The organism is Flavobacterium sp., assembly GCF_029945805.1.
In the GTDB taxonomy this organism is placed as follows: Bacteria; Bacteroidota; Bacteroidia; order Flavobacteriales; family Flavobacteriaceae; genus Flavobacterium.
Map to the genome: position 1 here is coordinate 1 of NZ_JAQSDH010000052.1, position 17,900 is coordinate 17,900.

12 protein-coding genes and 2 tRNA genes are annotated in these 17,900 nt (G+C 34.5%); 6 read left to right on the forward strand and 8 right to left on the reverse strand.

The window, feature by feature from the left end; genetic code table 11:
- Window positions 1-1,522, reverse strand: a 1,522-nt coding sequence (locus PSU83_RS14220) for a GTP-binding protein (protein WP_300590215.1), incomplete at its 3' end; no start/stop codon positions are given.
- A gap of 138 nt (window positions 1,523-1,660) precedes the next feature.
- Here PSU83_RS14220 and PSU83_RS14225 point away from each other — a divergent pair.
- Both PSU83_RS14225 and PSU83_RS14230 read left to right on the forward strand, forming a co-directional pair.
- On the forward strand, window positions 1,661-3,382 hold the full coding sequence (locus tag PSU83_RS14225; RefSeq protein WP_300590216.1) for a PAS domain-containing protein: 1,722 nt from the start codon (window positions 1,661-1,663) through the stop codon (window positions 3,380-3,382).
- Between the two features lie 5 nt (window positions 3,383-3,387).
- On the forward strand, window positions 3,388-3,798 hold the full coding sequence (locus PSU83_RS14230; RefSeq protein ID WP_300590217.1) for a response regulator: 411 nt from the start codon (window positions 3,388-3,390) through the stop codon (window positions 3,796-3,798).
- Between the two features lie 72 nt (window positions 3,799-3,870).
- Here PSU83_RS14230 and rpsT read toward each other — a convergent pair whose 3' ends face one another.
- From rpsT to proS, 4 genes are all read right to left on the reverse strand, one after another.
- A complete protein-coding gene (gene rpsT, locus PSU83_RS14235; RefSeq protein ID WP_300590218.1) occupies window positions 3,871-4,122 on the reverse strand; it encodes a 30S ribosomal protein S20 in 252 nt (83 codons plus the stop codon).
- Between the two features lie 152 nt (window positions 4,123-4,274).
- A tRNA-Glu gene (locus PSU83_RS14240) sits at window positions 4,275-4,346 on the reverse strand.
- Between the two features lie 22 nt (window positions 4,347-4,368).
- Window positions 4,369-4,440: transfer RNA gene (locus PSU83_RS14245), tRNA-Glu, on the reverse strand.
- Window positions 4,441-4,522: 82 nt separating this feature from the next.
- Complete coding sequence (gene proS / locus PSU83_RS14250) at window positions 4,523-6,001, reverse strand: proline--tRNA ligase (RefSeq protein WP_300590219.1); 1,479 nt, start codon at window positions 5,999-6,001, stop codon at window positions 4,523-4,525.
- A gap of 100 nt (window positions 6,002-6,101) precedes the next feature.
- Here proS and PSU83_RS14255 point away from each other — a divergent pair, with 100 nt between their 5' ends.
- From PSU83_RS14255 to rimO, 3 genes are all read left to right on the forward strand, one after another.
- Entirely contained in the window at window positions 6,102-7,055 is a 954-nt protein-coding gene (locus tag PSU83_RS14255) for a hypothetical protein (RefSeq protein ID WP_300590220.1), read from the forward strand.
- Between the two features lie 74 nt (window positions 7,056-7,129).
- Window positions 7,130-8,629, forward strand: coding sequence for an outer membrane protein transport protein (locus tag PSU83_RS14260; protein ID WP_300590221.1), 1,500 nt, complete (start codon window positions 7,130-7,132; stop codon window positions 8,627-8,629).
- 117 nt (window positions 8,630-8,746) lie between these two features.
- A complete protein-coding gene (rimO, locus tag PSU83_RS14265; protein ID WP_300590222.1) occupies window positions 8,747-10,048 on the forward strand; it encodes a 30S ribosomal protein S12 methylthiotransferase RimO in 1,302 nt (433 codons plus the stop codon).
- 4 nt (window positions 10,049-10,052) lie between these two features.
- Here rimO and PSU83_RS14270 read toward each other — a convergent pair whose 3' ends face one another.
- Both PSU83_RS14270 and PSU83_RS14275 read right to left on the reverse strand, forming a co-directional pair.
- Window positions 10,053-12,251: a B12-binding domain-containing radical SAM protein gene (locus PSU83_RS14270; RefSeq protein WP_300590223.1), complete on the reverse strand. Its 2,199-nt coding sequence runs from the start codon at window positions 12,249-12,251 to the stop codon at window positions 10,053-10,055.
- Window positions 12,252-12,273: 22 nt separating this feature from the next.
- Window positions 12,274-12,618, reverse strand: coding sequence for a helix-turn-helix transcriptional regulator (locus tag PSU83_RS14275; RefSeq protein ID WP_300590224.1), 345 nt, complete (start codon window positions 12,616-12,618; stop codon window positions 12,274-12,276).
- A 486-nt stretch (window positions 12,619-13,104) separates the two neighbouring features.
- Here PSU83_RS14275 and PSU83_RS14280 point away from each other — a divergent pair, with 486 nt between their 5' ends.
- Window positions 13,105-17,157: a T9SS type B sorting domain-containing protein gene (locus PSU83_RS14280; RefSeq protein WP_300590225.1), complete on the forward strand. Its 4,053-nt coding sequence runs from the start codon at window positions 13,105-13,107 to the stop codon at window positions 17,155-17,157.
- 3 nt (window positions 17,158-17,160) lie between these two features.
- On the opposite strand, the gene PSU83_RS14285 is transcribed toward PSU83_RS14280, so the two are convergent.
- On the reverse strand, window positions 17,161-17,877 hold the full coding sequence (locus tag PSU83_RS14285) for a DUF4369 domain-containing protein (RefSeq protein ID WP_300590226.1): 717 nt from the start codon (window positions 17,875-17,877) through the stop codon (window positions 17,161-17,163).
- Window positions 17,878-17,900: the final 23 nt, after the last annotated feature.

A 17,900-nucleotide genomic window follows, 5' to 3' on the forward strand; every position in this document is an offset into this window, starting at 1 on the left:
CGAAGAATTTACCACGATCTTGTAATTTATCGATAGAATAAGGAATCGCTTTTCCGTTTTCCATAGAGATTAATGAACCGTTATTACGTCCAGGAATTTCTCCTTTGAATGGTTCGTATCCAATGAAACGGTGCGCCATGATAGCTTCACCAGCAGTAGCAGTAAGTAATTGATTACGCAATCCGATAATTCCACGAGATGGAATATTGAATTTGATAATCATACGCTCTCCCTTGGCTTCCATAGAAAGCATTTCTCCTTTACGGATAGTAACAAATTCAACTGCTCTTCCTGATAAATTCTCAGGCAAGTCGATTGTTAATTCTTCAATTGGCTCACATTTTTTACCGTCAATTTCCTTAATGATAACTTGTGGTTGCCCGATTTGCAATTCATAACCTTCTCTTCTCATGGTTTCAATAAGAACAGACAAGTGTAGCACTCCACGACCAAAAACCATAAATTTATCAGCAGAATCAGTCTCACCCATTTTCATAGCTAAATTTTTCTCTAATTCTTTTGTCAAACGGTCTCTAATATGACGTGATGTTACAAATTTCCCTTCTTTACCAAAAAATGGAGAGTCATTGATGGTAAACAACATGCTCATTGTTGGCTCGTCAATCGCAATAGAGGCTAAAGCTTCTGGATTTTCAAAGTCAGCGATGGTATCCCCAATTTCAAAACCTTCTATACCAATAATAGCACATATATCACCCGCAATTACTTCTTGTACTTTTTTACGTCCAAGACCTTCAAAAGTGTGTAATTCTTTAATTCTAGATTTTATAATTTTTCCATCTCTTTTTACCAAAGAAATTGGCATTCCTTCCTTTAAAACACCTCTTTCCAAACGACCAATCGCGATACGACCCGTAAATGAAGAGAAATCTAAAGAGGTAATCAACATTTGTGGCGTTCCTTCCGATACTTTTGGTGCTGGGACATGCGCAATAACCATATCCAATAAAGGCTCAATGTTTGTGGTCATATTTCTGAAATCGTCAGACATCCAGTTGTTTTTAGCTGAGCCATAAACTGTCGGGAAATCTAACTGCCATTCTTCTGCTCCTAACTCAAACATCAAATCGAAAACTTTTTCATGCACTTCTTCTGGCGTACAGTTTTCTTTGTCCACTTTATTTATTACAACACATGGTTTCAAACCTAAGTCGATTGCTTTTTGCAATACGAAACGCGTTTGAGGCATTGGTCCTTCAAAAGCATCCACCAATAGACAAACTCCATCAGCCATGTTTAGAACTCGTTCTACCTCTCCACCAAAATCGGCGTGACCAGGAGTGTCGATGATATTGATTTTTGTACCTTTATATACAACCGAAACGTTTTTAGAAGTAATGGTAATTCCTCTTTCTCGCTCCAAATCATTATTATCAAGAATCAAATCACCTGCGTTTTCGTTTTCACGAAATAACTGACAGTGATACATAATTTTGTCTACCAAAGTAGTTTTACCGTGGTCAACGTGAGCAATAATAGCAATGTTTCTTATAGATTCCATCTGTGTTTTTTTGAAGGTGCAAAAGTACATTTTATTTTTGAATAAAAAGTGGATTTTTTTTGCTAACAATTACAATAAAAACAATTTTTTTAGATTTAAATACTTAAAATTAATTTTCGATTATGTAAATTTGATACAATGAAAAATTATTCTAATAAAATTATATTAATATATATTCTAATTTTAATACTTGTGGCAATAATTGGTCACAATTTATTTGTCAATTATTTTCTCGATGGCAATAAAGAAGGCCTATTTCATTACGGATATATTAAAGACATTATCTTCATTACTTTTTCCGGACTTATTTTAAAGGCTATTTTATATCAAAATACGGAGAAAAACAAATCTATATTTAAAAAATTACAGCTTACCAATATTGAAATAAAAGAATCCAATGAACGCTATGATATTGTTGCCAAAGCGACGAGTGATACGATTTGGGATTGGAAAATGGAAGACGACAGTTTCATTTGGAATAAAGGAATTCAAGGTATTTTTGGTTACAAAAAAGAAGATGTTGGAAAAACATCTAAATGGTGGTTTGATCGAATTCATCCAGAAGATAGTTTAAAAATGTCGGTTAAACTGTATTCGTTTTTAGAACAAAAGACTGAAAAATGGCAGGATGAGTATCGTTTTCAATGTGCAGACGGCACTTACAAATATGTTTTTGATAGAGGTTTTTTGGTTAAAGATGATAATGGAAAGGCGGTAAGAATGATTGGAGCTATTCAGGATGTTACCAAACAAAAAGAAGAAGAACAACGACTTCGATTATTGGAAACCGTAATTACGCAATCTAAAGATGCCGTTATGATTACGGACACCGACACCTCAGAAAATGAAATTCCAAGTATAATTTTCATCAATTCCGCTTTTACTGATATGACTGGATATAGTTCAAAAGACGTTATTGGCAAATCACCCTCAATGTTTTTTGGAAAAAAATCGGATATAATGGAATATGACAAGCTGAAAACAGCAGTTCAGAATTACAAGGAATGCTTCATCGAAACTATAAATTACAAAAAGAACGGAACTGAATTCTGGGTTAATTTTTCTATGATTCCTGTTACTGATAAAGATGGAGAGCATTCGCATTGGGTTTCGATACAAAGAGATGTTACTGAGGAAAAAGAAAAGGTCAAAGAAAGAGAGCAACTTATTCGAGAATTAACCCAAAACAATAAGGACTTAAAACAGTTCTCCTATATAACATCGCACAACCTTAGAGCGCCATTATCGAATTTAACTGGATTACTTAATCTTATTGAAGACATTACTATTGAAGATCCGGAGCTAAAGGAAATCATTGCAGGATTTTCAAAATCTACGCATTTACTGAATGAAACTATTAATGACTTAGTAAAAGTAATCATCATTAAAGACAATCCATCCATTCAGAAAGAGAAGGTTTTGATTAAAGAAGTATTTGAAAATGTCTTTAACCAGTTGAGTTTTTTAATAAGCGTTCACAAGCCTATTCTGAAAATTGATTTGGAAGACGTTTCAATTTTAGAGATAAATAAGTCCTATTTAGAAAGTATTTTTTTAAATTTACTTACTAATGCTATTAAATACAGAGCACCTATCCGACAATTAAAAGTTGGTATAGCTACTAAAATCGTAGATGACAATTTGATTATAACTTTTAAAGACAATGGCATTGGTATCGATTTAGAAAAAAATAAAGATAAAATATTTGGTCTTTACCAGCGCTTTCACAATTATCCCGACAGTAAAGGATTAGGACTATACTTGGTTAAATCACAAGTTGAAAGTATGAATGGAACTATTGCCGTTTCGAGTACTGTTGGAAAAGGAACCACATTTACAATCACTTTTAAGTATAATTAACACCTATGTTAGATAAAATACTATGTATAGATGACGATCCGATTACGTTAATGCTTTGTAAAAAAGTTGTTGAGAGAGTCGAATTTGCCAAAGAGATAATTATCGCCAATAATGGTGAAGAAGCTATTAATTATTTTGACAACTTGTTTAAAGAAAGAATGGACGATGACACTATAATTTATCCCAAATTAGTGTTGCTGGATCTTAACATGCCTGTAATGGATGGTTGGGAGTTTTTGGAAACGTACATCAGCAGAAATTACCACAACATATTTGATTCCACCCGATTTATAGTACTTTCTTCTTCTATTGACCCTTATGACATTAACAGATCTAAAACGTATCCAATAATAGGCTTTCTCTCAAAGCCAGTAACCAAAGCGATGTTGGAGAATTTAAAACCACAATTTTCATAAAAAGAGGAAAATATAAGATACAAAAAAAAGCACTCAAATGAGTGCTTTTTTTATTCTGTAAATTAGTTTCACTTATAGTTTTGAAACGTGTTTTGTTAACTTAGATTTCAAATTAGCTGCTTTGTTATCATGAATGATATTTTTCTTAGCTAATTTATCAATCATTGAAACAACTGCTGATAATTTAGCTGCTGCATCTGATTTATCTGTAGCTAATCTTAATGCTTTAATAGCATTACGAGTTGTTTTGTGCTGGTATCTGTTTAATACCCTTTTCTTTTCATTGCTTCTAATTCTCTTTAAAGCTGACTTATGATTTGCCATTTTTCTGTAATTTAATTGTAATTAATATAAAAATATTAGTTAAAAAAGAAAAACCTCCCACGATTAAAATCAATCACTTTGGTTTTGACTAATAAAACAAAAATTCGAGACACTGAACCCTTGTTTTATAAAACTAATTAACAACTAATTTGTAGCCCGTAGGGGAATCGAACCCCTCTTACATGGATGAAAACCATGCGTCCTAACCGATAGACGAACGGGCCTTCTTAGCACTTATAAATTTTGTAGCCCGTAGGGGAATCGAACCCCTCTTACATGGATGAAAACCATGCGTCCTAACCGATAGACGAACGGGCCATTTTAACTTAAAAATGCGGTTGCAAAAATACAACTATTTTTCAATCCCACAAGAGCAAAAAAATATTTTTGCTTTTTTTTATTAGTAGGCTTTTGCAAACAACACTCTGCCAGCTGATTTGCCTCCAGAAAAAATGCAAATTCCTTCTTCTTTTTTTTGATCTAAAGGGATACAACGGATAGTTGCCTTGGTTAACTCCTTGATTTTCTCTTCCGTTTCTGGAGTTCCGTCCCAATGTGCAGCAATAAATCCAGTCTTATTTTCCAGAACATTTTTGAACTCTTCAAAAGAATCTACTTCTGTGATATGCGTATTTCTGTACTCTAATGCGCGATTAAATAAATCAGATTGTATTTGTTGCAACAAATCAGAAATATAAGCTACAATGCCTTCTTTTTCCTTTACTTCTTTTGACAAAGTGTCTCTTCGTGCAATTTCGAAAGTTCCGTTTTCTAAATCTTTAGGGCCAATAGCAATTCGAACTGGCACCCCTTTCAATTCCCATTCAGCGAATTTAAATCCTGGTTTTTGCGTAGTTCGGTTATCAAACTTAACTGAGATTTTTAGTTTCTTAAATTGTGCCACTAAGTCATTGGCTACAGCCGAAATAGCATCAAACTCGTCCTCCGTTTTAAAAATCGGAACAATCACAACTTGAATCGGCGCTAAGTTTGGCGGTAAAACCAATCCGTTATCATCGGAGTGTGTCATAACCAATGCTCCCATTAAACGTGTAGAAACTCCCCATGAAGTTCCCCAAACATATTCCTGTTTTCCTTCAGCATTAGCAAATTTCACATCAAAAGCTTTGGCGAAATTTTGTCCCAAAAAGTGCGACGTTCCCGCCTGAAGTGCTTTTCCATCCTGCATTAAAGCTTCAATACAATAGGTTTCGTCAGCACCAGCAAATCGTTCCGTTTCTGTTTTTATTCCTTTCACAACTGGAATAGCCATGAAATTTTGTGCAAATTCGGCATAAACATTCATCATTTGAACTGTCTCCTCAATCGCCTCTTGTTTTGTAGCATGCGCTGTGTGTCCTTCCTGCCATAAAAATTCAGCAGTCCTTAAAAACAATCGAGTTCTCATTTCCCAACGAACCACATTCGCCCATTGGTTAATCAGCAAGGGTAAATCTCTATAAGATTGTATCCAATTTTTATAGGTTGACCAAATTATAGCCTCACTTGTTGGACGAACGATAAGTTCCTCTTCCAATTTAGCATTTGGATCAACCATTAATTTACCTGGTTTGTCAGGATCATTTTTTAATCGGTAGTGAGTAACAATGGCACATTCTTTCGCAAATCCTTCTGCATTCTTCTCTTCTGCCTCAAACATACTTTTGGGTACAAAAAGAGGAAAATACGCATTGCTGTGTCCAGTTTCTTTGAACATTCTGTCCAATTCTGCTTGCATTTTTTCCCAAATGGCATAGCCATACGGTTTGATGACCATACAACCACGAACACCCGAATTCTCAGCTAAATCTGCTTTGACAACGAGTTCGTTGTACCACTTTGAATAATCTTCTTCTCTTTTTGTTAAATTCTTACTCATATTGAATACTTTGGCATAAAAATTGTTTAACTAATTTTAACTAAATAGTTCGGCAAAACTAACTATTTTTGTATAGTCCAACAATAAAAATGCTATAGATATGAAAACTTATTTTTTTTCTGGTAAAAGATTATCCTTTTATTCCCTAATTGGATTTCTTGCAATTGTTACTACTTCCTGCGGCTCTTATCAAAATACTTCGTACTATGATAGTGATGGAGTTTATGGTGGATCGCAAAAAAGAGAAACAGCAAACAACAATTCTCAAAAAAATCAATACCAAGAATACTTTAGCGATTTAAATAAAGATGCTCAAGTGTTTACCGATGTTGACAGTTATACTTCAGTCAACAACGATACCATTAATAGAAATGAAAATTACAATTCTAATAATGCGAATTGGGGTAGCAATCCACAAACTGTAACTGTAAACGTTTATGATAACAATTGGGGCTATGGATATTGGAATAACTTTTGGTACGGAAATTATTGGGGATTCAATAACTGGTACAGTCCTTCTTGGGGCTTAGGTTGGAATAACTGGTATGGACCAAATATAGGTTTTGGTTGGGGTTGGAACAGCTGGTACGGTAATGGTTTCTACGGAGGTTTTTACAATAATTGGCATGGTAATAATTTTAACAACAACTATTATTATAATGGCGGACGACGAACCACTTCATATCCTTATTCTTATAACAGTGGAAGAAACGCAGGACGACAATCAAATTACAACAACGTAAATAACGGAAGAAGAAATAATACTTACCGTAACGCTGGAACATCAAGAAACACTAATTTTAACGGTAACACAAGATCTTCTTCATCAAATGGTACAAGAAATTACAATACTACTACTCCAACAAGAACAAATACTAACTCGCAGCCTCAACCTACGAGAAATAATACCAACACGCAATCACAACCAACTCGTACTTACACACCAAGCAGCAACACGCGTTCATCCGGTGGTGGAAGTTACGGCGGAGGCGGGGGAAGTTATGGCGGCGGCGGCGGAGGAAGATCATCTGGTGGCGGTGGCGGAAGAAGATAATAATTAATACTCAAATATCTATGCAATTGTAACAGATCGCATAGATATTTTTTTGACTAAAAATATAAAATGCTATGAAAAAACTTTTATCAATAATCATTGCTGGATTATCATTCTCAGCAATGCATTCTCAAGAAACTACTCCAGAAGATGCACTTCGCTATGCTGTTGAAAATCTAACAGGATCTGCGCGATTTAGAGGCATGAGTGGTGCGTTTGGCGCAGTGGGTGGTGATTTATCCGCCATTAATCAAAACCCTGCTGGCTCTATATTCTTTACAAATAACTATGCTACTTTTACAGGTTCTGTGTACAACAGTAAAAACATTTCACGCTATTACGGTAGTACAGGAAAAGAAAACGATAGTTCACTAGATTTAAATCAGGCTGGAGTTGTTTTTGTTTTTAAAGATAATAATCCGAAAAATGACTGGCAGAAATTTACTATTGCTCTGAACTATGAGAACAATAATAATTTTAATAATAGCATTTATTCCGCAGGTACCAATCCTTACAATTCTATTGACAAATACTTTTTACGGTTTGCAAATGGTTTACCACAAGAAGGCGGCATTACACTACAGACACTTGAACAAGCTTTCTTTGAAGACCTAAACTTTATTGACCAACAGGCCCTTTTGGGTTACAATGCCTATATATTTAATCCTGTTTCCAATACTAACGCAAATTCTGTTTATGTATCAAATGTTCCAACAAATAGTAATTTTCAACAACAGAATTACACTATCACAACAGGCTATGACGGAAAATTTACTGCAAATTTTGCTACATCCTTTAAAGATAGACTGTTTTTAGGTATTAATTTAAATTATCATTACACAGATATAATCAAAACGACTTCTGTTTATGAATCATACAACAATCCAGATCCTGCCACTTTACAATCTGTACAATTTGATACCGAAACCCATACCTTCGGAAGCGGTTATGCCTTTAATTTAGGTGCGATTGTTAAGGCTACAGAGAGTTTACGTGTTGGATTAGCATATCAATCGCCAACATGGTATAGACTTTCAGATGAGCAAAGACAGGCTGTGGTTGCTACTAATAATGGAAACACTTCTGTTTACAATCCCGATATTACAATGATTTATGACTCTTATACAATTCAAACTCCTAGCAAATGGACGGGAAGTGTGGCCTATCTTTTTGGTAAAAAAGGATTATTAAGTGCTGACGTATCTACAAAAGATTACAGTAATACCAAATTCAGACCACAAAATGATTACACAGGAATAAATTCTTTCATGAGTTCTGCACTTGAAAATGCTATTGAGATTCGCCTTGGTGGTGAATACAAATACAAAGCCTACAGCTTTAGAGGTGGCTATCGTTTTGATCAAAGTCCGTATAAAGTGGATCAAGCTTTTGGCGATTTAACTGGATATTCTGGAGGTTTAGGCTATACTTTTGGCGATAGCCGAATTGACTTAGCGTATTCTTATGACCACAGAAACTTCAATTATACTTTCCTATCCTCTGGTTTGACAGACCCAGCGAGAGTAAGCAGATACAACAACACTATTACGGTTAGTTATTCCGTTAATTTCTAATAGTCATTTGCTATCAATATCCAAACCACTTCTTTTGAGGTGGTTTTTTATTTTAACAGTTATAGTGGAATTTATTTCGGAATAAAAAGCGTAATTTTGCACTCCAATTTTAAGTCTATGAGAACTAAGTCATTAAAGAAAAATAAAATCAATGTCATCACACTTGGATGTTCCAAAAACACTTACGACAGTGAAGTTTTGATGGGACAATTAAAAGCAAGCGGAAAAGATGTGGTGCACGAACAAGAAGGTAACATTGTAGTTATCAACACTTGTGGCTTTATTGACAATGCTAAAGCAGAATCGGTAAATACCATTTTGGAATACGCAGACAAGAAAGAAAGAGGCTTAGTAGATAAAGTTTTCGTTACCGGATGTTTGTCTGAAAGATACCGTCCCGACTTAGAAAAAGAAATTCCAAATGTGGATCAATATTTCGGAACCACTGAATTACCGCTTTTATTAAAAGCGCTTGGTGCCGATTACAAGCATGAATTGCTGGGCGAACGATTGACTACGACTCCAAAAAACTATGCTTATTTAAAAATCGCAGAAGGGTGTGATAGACCGTGTAGTTTTTGTGCCATTCCGCTTATGCGTGGAAAGCATGTATCTCAAACCATTGAAAAATTGGTCAAAGAAGCTGAAGGTTTGGCTAAAAATGGCGTGAAAGAATTGATTCTAATAGCTCAAGATTTGACGTATTACGGATTGGATTTATACAAAAAAAGAAACCTTGCTGAACTATTAGAAAACTTAGTAAAGGTCGAAGGTATTGAATGGATTCGTTTGCACTATGCTTTCCCAACAGGTTTTCCGATGGATGTTTTAGAATTGATGAAACGCGAACCTAAAATCTGTAATTATATCGATATTCCGTTGCAACATATTTCAGATAACATTCTGAAATCAATGCGTCGCGGAACTACCAAAGAAAAAACGACCAAACTTTTGAAAGAATTCCGTGCAGCAGTTCCTGGAATGACAATCAGAACGACATTGATTGTTGGTTATCCTGGAGAAACTCAGGAAGATTTTGAAATCATGAGAGACTGGGTTCAAGAAATGAAGTTTGAAAGATTAGGGTGTTTTGCTTATTCTCATGAAGAAAATACACATGCCTTTTCATTAGAAGATGACGTACCGCATGAAGTAAAACAAGCTCGCGCTACTGAGATAATGGACTTACAATCACAGATTTCATGGGATTTAAATCAGGAGAAAGTGGGAGAAATTTTCAAATGCATCATCGATAGAAAAGAAGGTCAATACTTTATTGGAAGAACTGAATTCGACAGTCCAGATGTAGATAATGAAGTGCTTATTGATGCTTCAAAGTTCTATGTAAAAACAGGAGAATTTGTCAATATTAAAATTATTGATGCTACTGAATTTGATCTTTATGGCGAGCCGGCCTAAATAATTATAATAGCAACAAATTTCTTTCTCTCAAGGTATTTAACGGTTTGGAATGCCAAAACAATTCAAAATCTTCGAATTGGGTTTCGAAATCAGCTTTAACCTGTGAAAATGTTGTTACTTTTTCATTGGAAAAATGAAGTAAATCAAGTGTTTTTATCAACCATTCTGCTTTGTCTTTTTCTAATGAAATCTCAACACTTTCTCGTTTATCGTGAAAAGTCAGTTTCATCATTTCCCAAGAATTTCCTTTTTTAGATTTTGTAAAGGCAGCTGTAATTGGCTTTCCTCCTATCCAAATAACTTTAGCTGTTGGTTTAATATTGAAATCATTTTCTTTTTCGAGACAAGAAACAATATAATCCGATGGTATTTTTGTATTCGGAATCTTGAAATCAAACCAATCTTGTAATTGGTAATCAAAACAGATACCGTGCATATAATTGAAAAGTGATTTCTTTAATCCAAAGCTGAATTTATCATGATCAATTCCGGTTTTGTCTTTAAATTGGATGTCATTATTCGCAAAAGTGATGTCATTCGTTTGTGGAATAACACCAAATTCTTCTGGAAACATTCCAACCGGACTGTGCGCTGTCATGGCAAACTGATGCCAAAAACCCGATTGAATAATTCCGAGTTCAAACAGTTGACGTACCATTTCCAAACTATCAACTGTTTCCTGAACGGTTTGCGTAGGATACCCATACATTAGATACGCATGAACCATAATTCCGGCTTCGGTGAAGTTTCTGGTAACTTGCGCTACTTGTTCTACGGTTACGCCTTTTTGAATCAGCTCTAATAATCTATCCGAAGCTACTTCTAATCCGCCAGAAACCGCAATACAGCCCGATTCTTTATATAATTGACAGACATCGGCAGTAAAATTTTTTTCGAAACGAATGTTGGTCCACCAAGAAACCGTAAGTTTTCTACGAAGAATCTCTAAGGCTACTTCTCGCATTAAAGCCGGAGGCGCAGCTTCATCTACAAAATGGAATCCGTTTTCGCCCGTTTGAGCAATGATTTCTTCCATTCGATCGACCAAAGTTTTGGCGGCAACAGGTTCGTAAAGTTTGATATAATCTAACGAAATATCACAGAAAGTACATTTTCCCCAGTAGCATCCGTGGGCCATGGTTAGCTTATTCCAACGACCATCGCTCCACAAACTGTGCATTGGATTCGCAATTTCAATGACTGAAATATAGTTTTCTAAAAGTAAATCGGAATAATCCGGCGTCCCAACTTGACTTTGCTTGTAATCCGATTTTGTAGTGTTGTTTTTGTAAACGACTTCGTTATTTTCGAGAAGAAATGTTCGTTTAAAAAGCACTTCGACAGGCTCAATTCGACATACTGCATCAAATAGTAATTCGACGGGTAATTCACCATCATCAAGCGTAATGAAATCGACGAATTCGAAAACACGTTTATCTTTCAAATCTCGCAGTTCGGTATTGGGAAAACCACCACCCATTGAAATCTTGACTTTGGGATAGTTCTTTTTAATATATTGCGCACAACGGAATGCACTGTATAAATTTCCCGGAAACGGAACGGAAATCAGCACCAATTTAGGTTCAACTTTCTTTATTGTTTCATCTAAAAGCTGTAATGAAATACCATCAATATAAGTTAATTCGTTTTGCAGATAGGCATACATTTCGTCAAACGAATTGGCACTTCTACCTAATCGTTCGGCATAGCGGCTGAAGCCAAAGTTTTCATCGATACATTCTTTGATAAAATCGGATAGATCTTCGAGATATAATGTGGCTAAATGTTTCGCTTTGTCTTGCATTCCCATGGAACCAAATGCCCAATCCATATCGTCTAACTGTTCGAAACGCGAAGCTTCCGGAAGAAAATTTCCGGCGCAAATTTGACGTGCTAAGGTTTGATTTTTTCCCTGTAGAAATTCTATTACGGCATCTATTGTGTTGATGTATTCTTGCTTTAAAGAATAGATTCGCTGTAAGTTTTGATGCTGAATAAAAGCATCCTGATTGTTTTCAGCATTTAAAAATATATCCGTTAAACCTTGCTTTGAAAATAGTTCCAGAATCACTTCTATGCCCAAATCCATTTGAAAAGCGGATATGCCCTTCGTGTTCAAAAAACCTTTTATATAAGCCGTAGCCGGATAAGGTGTATTGAGTTGCGTGAATGGCGGCGTGATTAATAGAATGTCTTTCATTAGGTTTTATTGACAGGCAAAATTACTCCATATTTTTGATGATGTCATGTATTTGCTGAATTTTATCGGCAGACAAGCTGTTAATTTTTCCGAGTATTTCATTTGTGATTTCGGGTTTTGTGAGTGTATTTAAGGCGTGATCTTTTGGAAGATTGTCCTTTGAATTGGGTCGAAAGTCAAAGATGTCGTTGGGTGTACAATTGAAATCTTTACAGAACTTCTCGAGTCTTACAAGGTTAATCTGCTCTACCCTATTGTTGGTTAGCTTGGTTGCATAACCTGCGGAATATCCAGTATTGCAGAGGTAGCTAAACGGTTTATTGATTCCTTTCAATTGGAAAATGCGGACGAAGTTAAAGTACAGCATGGTTAATTATTTTAAATTTTGAATTCTAAATTTTAAATTACACTTGATAAAGTTATAAAATTATTCGTAAGATGTACTAATAAATACGCTATAAGCACTAATTAATACGCTATAAATATAAATAAATACGCTTAAATCATTAATAAATAAACTATAACTACCAATATATACTCTTAAAATATAAATAAATACGTTTCAAGTATTAATAAATACACTTTAAATAGTAATATACACGCTATAACTATTAATAAACAAATTATAAGTATTAATAAATACACTGTAAATAAGAATAAAGTGCCATTTACTAATAATCTTTATTTGATTAGGATGCTATGAGGATAAAAATCAAGTATTTAGTTCTGTAGAAAGTTTTAAAAATACTGAAAATATAGTATTAAAACGAGATGTCTTTTGTAGAATTCATTGAAATATATGAATCAGTATGTAAGTAAAATTGTTACTTTTACATCGTTTTAAAACACATTTATGAAACAATCTGTAGTTATTTTTATTTTCTTAATTAGTTCGGTACTGACTGCGCAAAAACAGTCTACTGTTGGTTTTATTGAAAATAAAGGTCAGATTGTTGACCAAAATAGTAATCCCAACGACAATGTAAAATACCTGTTGAACACTAATGGTCTTAACGTTCAATTGCGGAAAAATGGATTTTCGTATGATGTATATGAATCTAAAAAGATTGCTTTAACTCAAAAAGAGCAACAAAGGACTCGCACTTCATCTTTACCAAAAGATGATAACTTACTAAATCGGAATTATAAATTAGAATATCGTTTTCATCGGATTGACATTGATTTTGTTAATTCTAATCAGGCTGTAAAGCTAGTTTCAGAAGGTAAATCAACGGATTATGATAATTATTACAATGTAGTTTCTAAACCAGATGGTATTTTGAATGTTCATAAATTTCAAAAAGTAACTTATATTAATATTTATCCGAATATTGATGTTGTGTTTTTTGTTCCAGAGGATCAATCGAAACCTGTTGAATATAATTTTATTGTTAAGCCCAATGGTAAAATTGCTGACATTCAGATGAAATTTAATGGTGCTAAAACGGAGTTGGTTGATGATAAGATTAAGATGAATCTTCGTTTTGGTGCAATGGAAGAGACTTTACCATTGAGTTGGACTGATGAGGATAAGAAAGAGGTTGGCATCAATTATAAAAAAATCAGCAAGAATGTTTATGGCTTTGCATCGGATGAAAATATTGAAGGCAAGAAAGTTGTTATTGACCCGGTCCCTAATAGATTATGGGGAACTTATTATGGCGGTAGTAACATGGAAAATTATACTAAAACATTGAATATTGACAGTAATGACAATGTTATTTCAAGTGGTGAGACCTATAGTAATAACAACATAGCAACATCAGGATCATTTCAAAGTACTAACACTACAGGCTCTGAGACTGGATGTCTGATCAAGTTTAATTCTAATGGTCAGAGGCTATGGTCAACTTATATAAGAAACATTATATATGCTACACAAATTCTAGATATTGCTGTTTCAAATCAGAATGAGATCTATGCAGTAGGATATACATGGGATCAGGACGGTTTATCCAATAATATAACTACTCCAGGAGTTCATAAACAATTTGGGTCTGCGTTTTCCAGAGAAGGATTTATACTAAAATTTGATTCAAATGGACAACGAATTTGGGGCACATTTTATGGTGGTGAACGTTTTGACGAAATAAGAACTATCTCTATCGATGCTAATCAGGATTTAATAATAGCAGGTTCAACATATAGTGTGAATGGAATTGCAACGCCTGGCGCATTTCAAGCTGTAAATACTAACTCTATATCCGACCCTTTAGGATTTTTTGCAAAGTTTAATTCTAATGGTTCTCTCCTGAGTGGTAGTTACTTTACTGTTGTAATAAGCCACAGCACAATTGACTATGAAAATAAAATTTATTTTGCAGGTCAATCAAATTCTATTGTTCCAAATATTGCTACTCCACTTGCTCATCAAACTACTCGCAATTTTGTTGATGGTTATCTTATCAAGTTTGATGAAAACTGGAATAGGTTGTGGTGCACGTATTATGGAGGGAATGCCTCATTTTATATTTCAGTTTCCGATTATTATGATCAAATAATGGGTTTAGGGGTAGACATTTTAAACAACGTTTATCTCATTGGACAAACTAATAGTATTGATGGCATTGCTACAAATGGCTCATATAAATCTACTCAAGTTGTAAACGGTGTCGATTGCTTTATAGCAAAGTTTAATAAAAATGGAGTTAGACAATGGGGAACTTATTTTGGATCTGACTCTTTTTTTAATGATTATTGTAATGATGGTTTTGTTTCTGATAATGGAGATGTATATTTAGGTGCAACGACACGAAATCCAAATCTTGCAACACCTAATTCTTTTCAGACTACTTCTAACGGAATTGATACAGGACTACTTACTAAATTTAATACTAATGGGCAACTTATCTGGTCAACCTATTATGGTGGAAATTATGGAGACAATATACAGAATGTTGCTTTTAAAGATGGTAACATATACATATCAGGAGCTGGAGGCAGTAGTAGTTTAGGCACTTCAGGAACATATATGCCTACCAGTCTTGGTGGTGATTTTTTTATAGCAAAATTTACAGATTGTTTTTCATCTCCTGTAGTCAATTCGGTACCAGACATTTGCCTTAATGGCAACATCAATCTTACGGCATCGGGTGGTACAAATTATAGTTGGACAGGTCCAAATGGGTTTACATCAAATCTACAGAATCCTGTTATATTGAATGCTAATTCCAGTCAAAGTGGACAATATTCATGTGCTATAACAGGAACCGGTGGTTGTGATACTACAATTTCTATCAATGTTCTTGTTGGTGACGCGACTAAACCTGTACCTGATGCTTCTATACTTCCGACTATAAACGGTGATTGTACTACTGTTATTTCTGTACCAACCGCTACAGACAATTGCGCCGGAAGTATTAATGGAACTACAACAAATCCGTTAAGTTATTCTTTACCTGGTAATTATACAGTCACTTGGAGTTATAATGATGGTAATGGAAACATCGAAACTCAGACTCAAAATGTTGTTATAAGTGCAGTTAGTTTACCAACAGCTGCGAGCTCTCAACAATTCTGTATTCAGCAAAATGCTACTTTAAATGATATTGCTATAACAGGTCAAAATATAAAATGGTATGATGCTGCAAGTGGCGGAAATTTGTTAGCAGTGACTACTATTTTGCAAGATGGTATTTCTTATTACGCTTCGCAAACGGTTAGTGGCTGCGAAAGTTTAAGAGTTCCTGTGACTATTGCTATTCAAAATACAATATCTCCGACAGGGACAAACCAATCTTTTTGTGCCACTCAGAATGCTACTTTGAATGATGTTATTGTAAGTGCAACGCTAGTTAAATGGTATGCTTCTCCAACAAGTACAATTGAACTTGCAAGTTCTACACTATTGGCTGATGCTACAACCTATTATGCTACTCAGACTTTAAACGGTTGTGAAAGTGTTGGACGGGTTGCAATTACCATTAGTTTGATTTATAGTTTGAATGCCGTAAATGGTACCGCATTTATTTGTGACAACCAAAATAACGGTAACGAAACGGTTGATATGTCTTTGTTAACTCAACTTATGGCTAGTTTGGCAGGAAATACATTTACCTATTACTCTTCATCAAATGGTGCAAATAATCTTATTCCATCTGAACAATTACCAACAAACAATACTATCTTTTTGGGGCAAACAATAATTTATGTCAGAATTGACAATGTAAATGGATGCTATCAGGTGGTAGAACTGGAATTGACTATGGTGAGTATCCCAGTAATTATAATGCCTGACGAATTTGCTTTTTGTGAAGGAAGAAGTGTAACAATTACGGCTCCCCCCGGATTTGACTTCACTGTTTGGTCTACAAATGTCAGCGCACCATCAATAACTGTTAATCAAGCTGGTGATTATTGGCTAACCGTTGGAAACACCTATACCTATGCTGCCTGTACTACAACAAAGAATTTTAGCGTAGTAGTTTCTAACGCGCCACTCATATCATCAATAGATATTGTAGACTGGACCGATAACCAAGATAGTATTACCGTAAACTTGAGTGCAGATAGTTTGGGCGACTACGAATATTCTATTGATGGTGAAACGTTTCAAAACAGTTCTATATTTAACCGATTGGTTAACGGAAATTATACTGTAACCGTTCGCGATAAAAATGGTTGTGGAGAGGCAACTAAAGAAGTTTATATACTGAATTACCCAAAATTTTTCACACCAAATGGTGATGGATACAACGACAATTGGTACATAAGGTTTTCTTCATTTGAACCCAACTTTGAAGTAAAAATATTTGACCGTTACGGTAAATTATTAAAAGTAATGGATAATAAAGAGTTCTGGGATGGAACTTTCAATGGAAAACTAATGCCATCAGATGACTATTGGTTTAACGTTATTAGATATAACGGAAAAATTCACAAAGGACATTTTGCTCTAAAACGATAGAAATTACTTAGTTTCCTCTTTTTTTCTTGCAGCATAAAAGTCATTCAGTTTCTTTCCGTACAATGATTTAGAAACCTTTGGTGTCATTGATTTTTGGATAGTATCCAAATATTTAAGATTGATATCATAAATCTCAGCTAATGCCACATAAGGTGCGACTTCGTAATCTCCGTTATTTACAGCAAAGTTGGTAGTGTAAAGGTATTTTCGTTTTAGAATACTCTTTTGTTCCTCTTCAATTTTATTCATTTCATCTACCTTATTCTCTTTGTACGCCATAAGCTTTTTCTGGATAAGTGTTAAATCTTGATCTACATATCTTGAAATTACTTTTCGGTATTCGTCATAAAGTTCTTGATTTTTGGATCCCGTAATTTTGGCATCGGCAGTAAAAAAATCCAATGAGGTTTCGATATTCATTTTTCCTTTTTCGGCAAAGAACGTAATGTTATTATCTACAGAATTGCTAACTCCACGATCTAAAAACAGGTATAACATTTCTGGAGAATCTAAATCAAATTCGCTTGTAAAATGAGAATCTCCATTAATTTTTATCGTATCAATAGCTACCAACGTAGTATCTTTTATTCTCTGAATGTATAAAGTTCCGTTTTTCAAACCTTTAATATTTCCCGTAAGGACAAAGTTTTTAATTGATTCTTTTTCGTTGCAAGAAGTTAAAATAAGAATTGAAAAGAGTGCGAATATCGATTTGTACATGGATGTTATTTTTGGCAATAATA